Consider the following 9417-nt stretch of genomic DNA (forward strand, 5'->3'; position numbering starts at 1 on the left):
CGCGGGCGTCTGCCGCCGCGGGGCGGCTGTCGACCGCGGCAGCACAGTGCTATGGCACGTCGCGATATGGCCGCCGAGACGATGGACCCCCGCGCCTCCACCGAACCTTCTCCCAACGAGCCGCGTGAGCCCGCGCGCTACGATCATGCCGCCGTCGAGCCGCGCTGGCAGCGCGCGTGGGAGGAAGGCGAGACCTTCCGCGCCGTCCGCAGCGCGGACCCCGCCCGCGCGAAGCGCTACGTGCTCGACATGTTCCCCTATCCGTCGGGGTCGGGGCTGCACGTCGGCCACCCCGAGGGGTACACGGCGACCGACATCATGTCCCGCTACTTCCGCATGCGCGGGCTCGACGTGCTGCACGTCATGGGCTGGGACGCCTTCGGGCTGCCGGCGGAGCAGCACGCCCTCGAGACCGGCACGCACCCGGCCGACACGACGGCGCGGAACATCGCGACCTTCAAGCGCCAGCTCAAGATGCTGGGCTTCAGCTACGACTGGTCGCGCGAGCTCGCCACGACCGATCCGCGCTACGTGCGCTGGACGCAGTGGATCTTCCTCCAGCTCTTCAAGAAGGGGCTCGCGTACCAGGACGAGGTGAGCGTCAACTGGTGCCCGGCGCTCGGGACCGTCCTTGCGAATGAAGAGGTTATCGACGGCAAGAGCGAGCGCGGCTCGCACCCGGTCTACCGGACGCCGCTCAGGCAATGGATGCTCCGCATCACCGCCTACGCCGACCGCCTGGCGGAGGATCTCCGCCTCCTCGACTGGCCTGAAGGGACGGTGGCGATGCAGCGCTCCTGGATCGGCCGCTCGGAGGGGGCGCTCATCACGTTCGAGGTCAAGGGATGGGGCAAGGGCGCGCTGAGCGTGTTCACGACCCGCCCCGACACGCTGATGGGCGTCACCTACGTCGTGCTCGCGCCCGAGCACCCGCTCACGACATGGCTCACGAGCGCGGAGAGCGGCGCGTCCGAGCCGCGCCGCGAGGCGGTGCGCGCGTACGTCGCGGCCGCGGCGGGCAAGAGCGATCGCGAGCGGCTCGCCGCGGCGGCGAGGGAGAAGACCGGCGTCGACACCGGCCTCGTCGCCGTCCACCCCATCACGGGCGTGGAGGTGCCGATCTGGGTCGCCGACTACGTGCTCGGCGGCTACGGCACCGGCGCCGTGATGGCGGTGCCGGGGCACGACGAGCGCGACTTCTCCTTTGCCCGCACCTACGGGCTGCCCATCGTCGAGGTCGTGAGCCCCGACGGCGCCCTGCACGACCAGCTCGAGGCCGCCTACGTCGACCCGGGCGTCGCGGTCCGGAGCGGCGAGTTCAACGGGCTCGCGACGGAGGAGTGCAAGCGCGCGGTCATCGCGCGTCTCGAGGCGCTCGGGCGAGGCAAGCGCGAGGTGAACTACAAGCTGCGCGACTGGGTCTTCTCCCGCCAGCGCTACTGGGGCGAGCCGATCCCGATCTACTTCCCCGTCGAGCTCGCCGATCCGCAGGGTGATCCCAGGAAGGGCGCCGCGCACACGATCCGCTACGATCAGCCGATCGCGGTCGACGAAGCCAGCCTCCCGATCGAGCTGCCGCCGCTCGCCGACTTCCGCCCTGGCGACGACCCTGCGGGCCCGCTGGCGCGCGCCGTCGACTGGCGCTTCTTTCAGCGGGACGGCAAGTGGTACGCGCGCGAGACGAACACGATGCCGCAGTGGGCGGGCTCGTGCTGGTACTACCTCCGCTTCCTCGATCCGCAGAACGACGCGGAGCCGTTCTCGGAGGCCGCGTACGACGCGTGGATGCCCGTCGACCTCTACGTCGGCGGCGCGGAGCACGGCGTGCTGCACCTCCTCTACGCGCGCTTCTGGCACAAGGTGCTCTACGACCTCGGCCACGTGAAGCACCCCGAGCCCTTCGCGAGGCTCGTCCATCAGGGGATGATCCTGGGCGAGGACAACGAGAAGATGTCGAAGTCGCGGGGCAACGTGATCAACCCCGACGACATCGTGCGGGCCTACGGCGCCGACGTGCTGCGGATGTACGAGATGTTCATGGGCCCGCTCGAGGCGGTGAAGCCCTGGCAATCAGGGCAGATCCAGGGGGTGGTCCGGTTCCGGGACCGCGTGTTCGCGACGTGCACGCGACCGCTCTCGGACGCGATGGACGACGCGACGAGCCGGCAGCTCCACAGGACGATCAAGAAGGTGACCGGCGACATCGAGGGGATGGCGTTCAACACCGCCATCTCCGCGATGATGGTCTTCGTGAACCACCTGAGCTCGCTGCCTTCGCCGCCGCGCGAGGCGGTCCTCCGGCTGATCCTCCTCGTCTCCCCGTTCGCGCCGCACCTCGCGGAGGAGCTGTGGCGGCTCACCGGCCACGAGCGTTCGCTCAGCTACGAGCCATGGCCCACCCACGACGAGGCCTTCTGCGTCGACGACGTCCTGGAGATCCCGGTGCAGGTGAACGGCAAGGTCCGCGGTCGCGTGATGCTGGCGAAGGTGGCATCGGAGGAGGAGGCACGAGCCGCCGCGCTCGGCCTGGAGAGCGTGGCCGCCCTCGCCGCGGGCAAGCAGCTGAAGAAGTTCATCTACGTCGCGGGGAAGATCGTGAACATCGTGGTCGGCTGACGCTCCGGAGCCGCCCGGAGAGCTCCGGCGCTGCCGGGAGAAAACGAGCGCTCGCGGCGCGGCGACGTCGCGAACGGACGCGCGGGGTAGCCGCGCGAGGGAGGCGCTCCCGGCGCGCGAGGCCCCGCGCTCGCGCCGCCTCCTCGCCGCCGTCTCGCGCTCCAGCGCCTTGCGCTCGGTTGACGACAGCGTCGGGCGCTCGGGTGTACATGAGCCCGATCGGCGCGCTGACCGCATCCCTCACCACAGCGCAGCGGGGTGGGCTCCGCCGGCGCGTGAGCTTCCCCGGAAGCAATCCTCTCCTCCCTCGGGGAGCGCGGCGGTGCACAGCCCAGGCTGGCAGGTGCCGTGCAAAGGCGGCTGGCCGTGTGCCGGAACAGCACCGCATGGTGTACCCGAGCTGGCTGCCTCCTCCTCGCCGCCGCGCTGGCCGGCTGCGCTGGAGACGCGGACGAAGCTGACCTGCACGAGGAGGACGCGGCCGAGGCCGCGCTGGAGATCAAGGGAGGGTATCCAGACGCTGGAGACCGCGCGGTCGCCGGTCTCCTCATCACCGATCGCAGAGGGCGCGTCGCGCGGACCTGCTCGAGCACCGTGATCGCGCCCAACCTGGTGCTCACCGCGCAGCACTGCATCGCGGAAGCTCCCAAGCTCATCGCCTGCAAGACGGCGACGTTCGGTGAGCCGGTCGATGCCTCGCAGGTCTACGCCACGCTCGGCGGGGCCCTGTGGGCCGCGGACACGCCGTGGATCGGCGCGCGCGCGCTGCTCAGCCCGCCCGACGGCAACGCCGTCTGCGGGCGCGACGTCGCGCTCGTCGTGCTGTCCTCCCCGCTCGGCGGCAGCGAGGTCACGCCGCTCGCGCCCCGCCTCGATCGGCCGCCCGAGGAGAGCGAGGTCTACTCGGCGGTGGGCTTCGGCGACACGGAGGGCAGATCGCGCGGCGGCGGCGTCCGCAGGCGCCGCGATGGGCTCCACGTCGAGTGCGTCGGGTACGGGTGCGGAACGCAGGAGCGCGTCACAGGAGGCGAGTGGCGCGGAGAGAACGGCATCTGCAGCGGCGACTCGGGCGGACCGGCGCTCGACGTCGCGGGGCGGATCATCGGCGTGACGTCGCGCGGGCCGGCCGGCTGCGCCGATCCCATCTATGGTGGGCTCATCGCCCATCGCGACTGGCTCGTCACCGAGGCGAGGCGCGCCGCCGACGTCGGCGACTACGACCCGCCCTGGTGGGCCACGGCGTCGGACCCCGCCGAGCGCTTGCCTTCGCGCCGGCCGCTCGACGAGCGCTGGCTCTCGTGCGCGCACGGCCCCCTCGTCGGCGACGACAGCGGGGCCGCGGCGGCGCGCGCGCTGCTCGCGATGCTCGCGCTGCTCGCGCTGCTGCGAGCCAGAGCGTCCGCGCCGCCGACATGCCGCGCGCGCCGCACCCGCCGCGCACGCAGCGCGCGCGCCCCGTCGCAGAGCACGATTTCCGCCTGATCGAAGCTCCAGCGCACACCTCGCCTGCTAGGATGCGGGCGTCCTGCCCTGCGGAGTGTCCATGCCCATGTCGCCCAGCATCCGTCCGGCCGCGCTGCTCGCGGCGCTCGCGCTCGCCTCGCTTCCCATCGGCTGCGGCCCCACCTACGTGCGCGGCAATCAGGTCGAGGGGCTCGACGACGCGGCGATGAGCACGGGAATCGACAGGCGCGACATCGAGCAGCTCCTCCACGAGAACCTGACGTCCCTGATGGCCTCTCCGGTGGCCAAGGCGTGGGCGCACGACGGCTCGCGGCCCACGCTCGCCATCTATCCGCTGTCGAACCAGACGAGCGAGCACATCGACAGCCAGCTTCAGGCGCTCCTGTCCGAGATCGAGACGTACCTGGCCCAGGCGAGCCTCGTCACCGTGGTGACCGTCGAGCGCCAGCAGCAGATGGTCGCGGAGGTCGAGAAGCAGCACGGCGGCGGGTTCGATCCGAACCACATCGCCGAGTACAACCGCCAGCTCGGCGCGAAGTACTACCTCACCGGCAAGGTCTTCACCGCCGACGAGCGCACCGAGGACGAGCGCCGCGTCCAGTACTTCATGTTCATGCAGCTCATCGAGGTCGCCACGAGCGCGGTGGCCTGGCAGAACAGGGCGGCCTTCACCAAGGCGCTCATCCAGGAGTGATGCGCCGGCGGCACGCGACCCTCGCGGGGCGCAAGCGTGCGGCCCTGGCTCCTCTCGCGCTGCTCCTCGGCCTCTGGCAGGCCGCCTGCGGCGGACATGAAGATCGCGTGCGCACCGCGCTCCAGGCGCTCGATCGCGGCGCGCCCGCCGAGGCGGTGGCCGCGCTGAACGAGCAGCTCGAGGTCGAGACCGCGGCCCAGCTCCCGGCGCTCCGGGGCGACAACGCGCTCCTCCTGCTCGACCGCGGCAACATCCTCCTCAGCATGGACAGCTACCGGCTGTCCGCGCGCGATCTCGGGGCCGCGGACAAGTCGATCGACCTGCTCGACATGTCCCGCGGGGCCGCCCACGATCTCGGCAAATACCTCTTCTCGGACGACGTGGGCCCGTACAAGGCGCCTGCCTACGAGAAGCTGCTCATCAACACCATCAACATGATGAACTACCTGGCCCAGCGCGACCTCGGCGGGGCCAGGGTCGAGGCTCGCCGCCTCGCGATCATGCAGAGATACCTGCGCGATCACGAGGGCGAGACGGCGCTCCTCGGCCTCGGCAGCTACCTTGCGGGCCTCGCCTTCGAGAAGAGCGGCCAGGCTGACGAGGCGCTCCTCCACTACGACGACGCCCTCCGCCACGGGTCGTATCCGTCGCTCCGCCGCCCGCTCCGCGCGCTCACGCGCGGCGAGCCCAGGTCGCCCCGCATCGCCGCGTCGATCGAAGGTGAGGCCCCGCCGCCGCCCCTCGACGAGACCGGCGAGGCCGAGCTCATCGTCGTCGTCGGGTTCGGGCGCGTCCCGCAGAAGGTGCCGCAGCGCCTTCCGATCGGCCTCGCGCTCACGCTCGTGGCCAACGACATCAGCCCGACGGATCGCGCGCGGGCGAGCGAGCTCGCGGCGAAGGGGCTCGTGACCTGGGTCAACTACCCGACGCTCGCCCGGGGCAAGGGCGGCTATTCGATCCCGACGCTGCAGCTCGACGGGCGCCCCCAGCCGATGGAGCAGGCGCTCGACGTCGAGGCGCAGGTGCGCGCGGCCTGGAAGAAGAGCGAGGGGACCGTCATCCTGTCGGCCATCACGAGGACCGTCGCCCGCATCGCGGCCGGCGAAGCCGCGCAGGGCGCCACCGAGGCAGCAGCAGAGGACTCCGGGCCGCTGGGGCTGCTCGTCGGCCTGCTGACGAGCGCGACGCTGACCGCGCTCGACACACCGGACACGCGCGGATGGTCGACGCTCCCCGCGCGCATCGCGATCGCGCGGACCCGCGTCCGCGCGGGCGCGCACGACGTGGTCGTCGGCGTCCGCGGCGAGTCGAGGCGCGCCCGGGTGAGCGTGGCCGCTGGCGGGTGGGCCTTCGTCCCGGTGATGGTCCTCCGCTGAGCGGCGCGCGCGGACGGGAGGGTTGCGGGCGCACCCCTCCCGCGGCAGTCTCCGCGCCGATGCGTAGCCCTCATCTCCGCGCCGTGCTGGTTCACGCGCTCTCGGCGTGCTCGCCCTTCGCGCTCCTCTGCGCGACCGCCTGCGGGACGCTCGCCACCTCGCCCTCCTGGGTCGGCGGCGGCCTCGCGGTCTCCGCGCCGATCCGGGCGGCCGAGGAGGACGCAGCGATCGAGCGGGAGCGCGCGCTGATCGCGAGTCAGCCCAAGCAGATCGGCGCGCGGCATCTCCTCGTCATGCACGAGGGCTCGAAGAGCAAGCCCGAGGGCCTCCGCCGCACGCGCGCCGAAGCCCGCGCGCGCGCGCAGGAAGCGCTCCTCAAGATCCGCGGCGGGGCGAGCTTCGAGGAGGCGGTCGCGGAGTACAGCGACGAGCCGGGCGCCGCCGAGCGCGGCGGGGATCTCGGGGTGTTCGAGCGCGGCATGATGGTGAAGGGCTTCTCCGACGCCGCCTTCGCCTTGAAGATCGGCGAGGTGAGCGAGATCATCGAGACGCCGTTCGGCTTCCACATCATCCAGCGCACCGAGTAGCGCCCGCACCAGGTCGTCGCGCGCCGGCCGCGGGCTCGACGCCTCCGTCGGAGTCGCCTAGCGTGGCGCGCATGACGAGGACCGTCCGCGCTGCGCCGACCGCCGAGCACCGCCGCCTCGAGGAAGAGCGCGAGCGCCTCCTGCGCTGGAAGCACTGGGGCCCCTACCTGTCGGAGCGGGCCTGGGGGACGGTGCGCGAGGACTACAGCGCGAACGGGGACGCGTGGGCGCACTTCCCTCACGACCATGCCCGGAGCCGCGCCTATCGCTGGAACGAGGACGGGCTCGGCGGCGTCTGTGACCGACACCAGATCTTGTGTCTCGCCGTCGCCGTCTGGAACGAGCGGGATCCGATCCTGAAGGAGCGGGCCTTCGGCCTGACCGGGCCGGAAGGCAACCACGGCGAGGACGTCAAGGAGATCTACTACTACGAGGACGCGACGCCGACCTCCAGCTACCTGCGCTATCTCTACCGGTACCCGCAGCGGCCGTTCCCCTACGAGGCGCTCGTCGCCGCCGCGCGCGACCGTGGACTCTCGGAGGGCGAGGCCGATCTCCCCGATCTCGGCGCCTTCGACGGGGATCGTTACTTCGACGTCTTCGTCGAGTACGCGAAGCGGAGCCCGAGCGACATCCTGATGGTCATCACCGTGGTGAACCGCGGCCCGGAGGCCGCGCCGATCCACGTGCTCCCGCACCTCTGGTTCCGCAACACATGGTCCTGGACCGAGCCTCCGGGTCCGGTCCCGGAGATCCGGGCCATGGAGACCGACGCCGGTCATGTGATGCTGCGCGCGGCGCACCCCGAGCACGGCGCACATCACCTGTACATCGAGGGCAGCCCGGAGCTGCTCTTCACCAACAACGAGACGAACCGCGAGCGGCTCTATGGCGCCCCTTCGCGGACACCGTACGTCAAGGACGCGTTCCATCACCGGGTCGTCCACGACGACGAGGCGCGGGTGAACCCCGAGCGCCGCGGCACGAAGGCCGCGAGCTGGCATCGCTTCGAGGTGCCGGCCGGCGGGAGCCGGCGGATCCTGCTCCGGCTCGCGCCTGAGCCGGTGGAGTGCCCGTTCGACGGCGCGGACGAGCTCCTGGAGGCGCGGCGCAGGGAAGCGGACGAGTACTATCTCGCCGTCCAGGGCCCTGCCCTGTCCGACGATCGCCGCGCCATCCAGCGTCAGGCGGCGGCGGGGCTGTTCTGGACGATGCAGTTCTACCACTACGACGTCGACACCTGGCTCCGCGGCGACGCGCACGCGCCGCCGCCCGAGCGGCTGAGCGGCCGAAACGCCCACTGGCGGCACGTCTCCGTCGCCGATGTCCTCTCCATGCCCGACGCGTGGGAGTACCCCTGGTTCGCGGCGTGGGATCTCGCCTTCCACGCGGTCGCGCTGGCCTCGCTCGACATCGACCTCGCCAAGGCCCAGCTGAAGATGATGGTCAAGGAGTGGTACCAGCACCCGAACGGGCAGCTGCCTGCCTACGAGTGGGAGTTCTCGGATCTGAACCCCCCGGTGCATGCCTGGGCGACCTACCAGATCTACAAGATCGAGCGGAAGCAGCGGGGCGAGGGCGATCGGGTGTTCCTGGAGCGGGTGTTCCACAAGCTCCTCATCAACTTCGCCTGGTGGGTCAACAAGCGCGACGCCGAGGGGCACAACGTCTTCGAGGGCGGGTTCCTCGGCCTCGACAACATCTCGCTCTTCGATCGCAGCGAGCGGCTCGCGCCCGGGATGCGCCTGGAGCAGGCGGACGCCACGGCGTGGATGGCGATGTACTGCCTCGACCTCATGCGCATCGCGCTGGAGCTCGCGCTCGACAACTCCGCGTACGAGGATCTCGCCAGCAAGTTCTTCGAGCACTTCTTGCGGATCGCGCACGCGCTCCACCACACGGCGGACGGCCGGCTGCCGCTCTGGTCCGAGGAGGACGGCTTCTACTTCGACATCCTCATCGCCGGAGGGAAGCCGCGGCACGTGAAGATCCGATCGGCCGTCGGCCTCATCCCGCTCTGCGCGGTGCACGTGATCACCCCCGAGATCTACGGCAAGCTCGCGAACTTCCGGCGCCGGACCGAGTGGTTCCTCCGCAAGAACCCCGCGCTGGCCGAGGCGATCACCGTACGTCCAGACGGCCGCCAGGTGCTCTCCGCGGTGCCGCCGGGGCGCCTCGAGCGGGTGCTCGCGCACCTGTTCGACGAGGACAAGCTCCTCTCGCCGTTCGGCCCGCGCTCGCTCTCCAAGGAGCACGCGGCCGCGCCCGTCTCGCTCGGGATCGAGCCCTGCGACGCGCAGTACACGGTCGGCTACGAGCCGGGCGAGTCGATCACGCGCATGAAGGGCGGCAACTCCAACTGGCGCGGCCCGATCTGGTTCCCGCTCGGCTACCTGCTCTACCGCTCGCTGCTCCGGCTCGACCACGGCTTCGGCGACGTGCTCACGATCCCGTCGCTCGGCGGCCACGGCCCTCGCACGCTTCGCGACGGAGCGCACGAGATCGCGCGCCGGCTGATCGCGATCTTCGAGCGCGACCGCGAGGGGCGCCGCCCTGTCTACGGCGAGCACCCCCTCTTCCAGCGCGATCCTCGATTCCGAGATCGCCTGTTTTTCTTCGAGTACTTCCACGGCGACACCGGCGCTGGGCTCGGCGCCTCGCACCAGACCGGCTGGACTGC

The 9417-nt window shown here is 71.3% G+C and carries 6 protein-coding genes (1 of these 6 running past the window's edge); all 6 read left to right on the plus strand.

Annotated features, from left to right (window positions below; translation table 11 throughout):
• Positions 1–51: 51 nt before the first annotated feature.
• Complete coding sequence (leuS, locus tag WMF27_RS36930; RefSeq protein ID WP_437764185.1) at positions 52–2616, plus strand: leucine--tRNA ligase; 2565 nt, start codon at positions 52–54, stop codon at positions 2614–2616.
• A 348-nt stretch (positions 2617–2964) separates the two neighbouring features.
• On the plus strand, positions 2965–4098 hold the full coding sequence (locus WMF27_RS36935; RefSeq protein WP_437764184.1) for a trypsin-like serine protease: 1134 nt from the start codon (positions 2965–2967) through the stop codon (positions 4096–4098).
• Between the two features lie 67 nt (positions 4099–4165).
• Positions 4166–4774: a penicillin-binding protein activator LpoB gene (locus WMF27_RS36940; protein WP_437943351.1), complete on the plus strand. Its 609-nt coding sequence runs from the start codon at positions 4166–4168 to the stop codon at positions 4772–4774.
• On the plus strand, positions 4774–6150 hold the full coding sequence (locus WMF27_RS36945; RefSeq protein ID WP_437764182.1) for a hypothetical protein: 1377 nt from the start codon (positions 4774–4776) through the stop codon (positions 6148–6150). The genes WMF27_RS36940 and WMF27_RS36945 overlap by 1 nt, the downstream gene beginning before the upstream one ends.
• A gap of 59 nt (positions 6151–6209) precedes the next feature.
• Positions 6210–6737: a peptidylprolyl isomerase gene (locus WMF27_RS36950; RefSeq protein ID WP_437764181.1), complete on the plus strand. Its 528-nt coding sequence runs from the start codon at positions 6210–6212 to the stop codon at positions 6735–6737.
• Positions 6738–6808: 71 nt separating this feature from the next.
• A protein-coding gene (locus WMF27_RS36955; RefSeq protein ID WP_437764180.1) for an MGH1-like glycoside hydrolase domain-containing protein crosses the window boundary here: on the plus strand, positions 6809–9417 show its 5' portion. It continues 70 nt past the right edge of the window; 2609 of the gene's 2679 nt are visible here — the first part of the coding sequence; it begins with the start codon at positions 6809–6811; the stop codon falls past the right edge of the window.

Origin of the sequence: Sorangium sp. So ce281, assembly GCF_051527395.1 — a bacterium.
Lineage (GTDB): Bacteria > Myxococcota_A > Polyangia > Polyangiales > Polyangiaceae > Sorangium > Sorangium cellulosum_B.

Bases quoted from the DNA above. Each gene is read 5' to 3' on its own strand.
- leuS (WP_437764185.1), top strand. From the start codon at position 52: ATGGCACGTCGCGATATGGCCGCCGAGACGATGGACCCCCGCGCCTCC.
- WMF27_RS36940 (WP_437943351.1), top strand. From the start codon at position 4,166: ATGTCGCCCAGCATCCGTCCGGCCGCGCTGCTCGCGGCGCTCGCGCTC.
- WMF27_RS36945 (WP_437764182.1), top strand. From the start codon at position 4,774: ATGCGCCGGCGGCACGCGACCCTCGCGGGGCGCAAGCGTGCGGCCCTG.
- WMF27_RS36950 (WP_437764181.1), top strand. From the start codon at position 6,210: ATGCGTAGCCCTCATCTCCGCGCCGTGCTGGTTCACGCGCTCTCGGCG.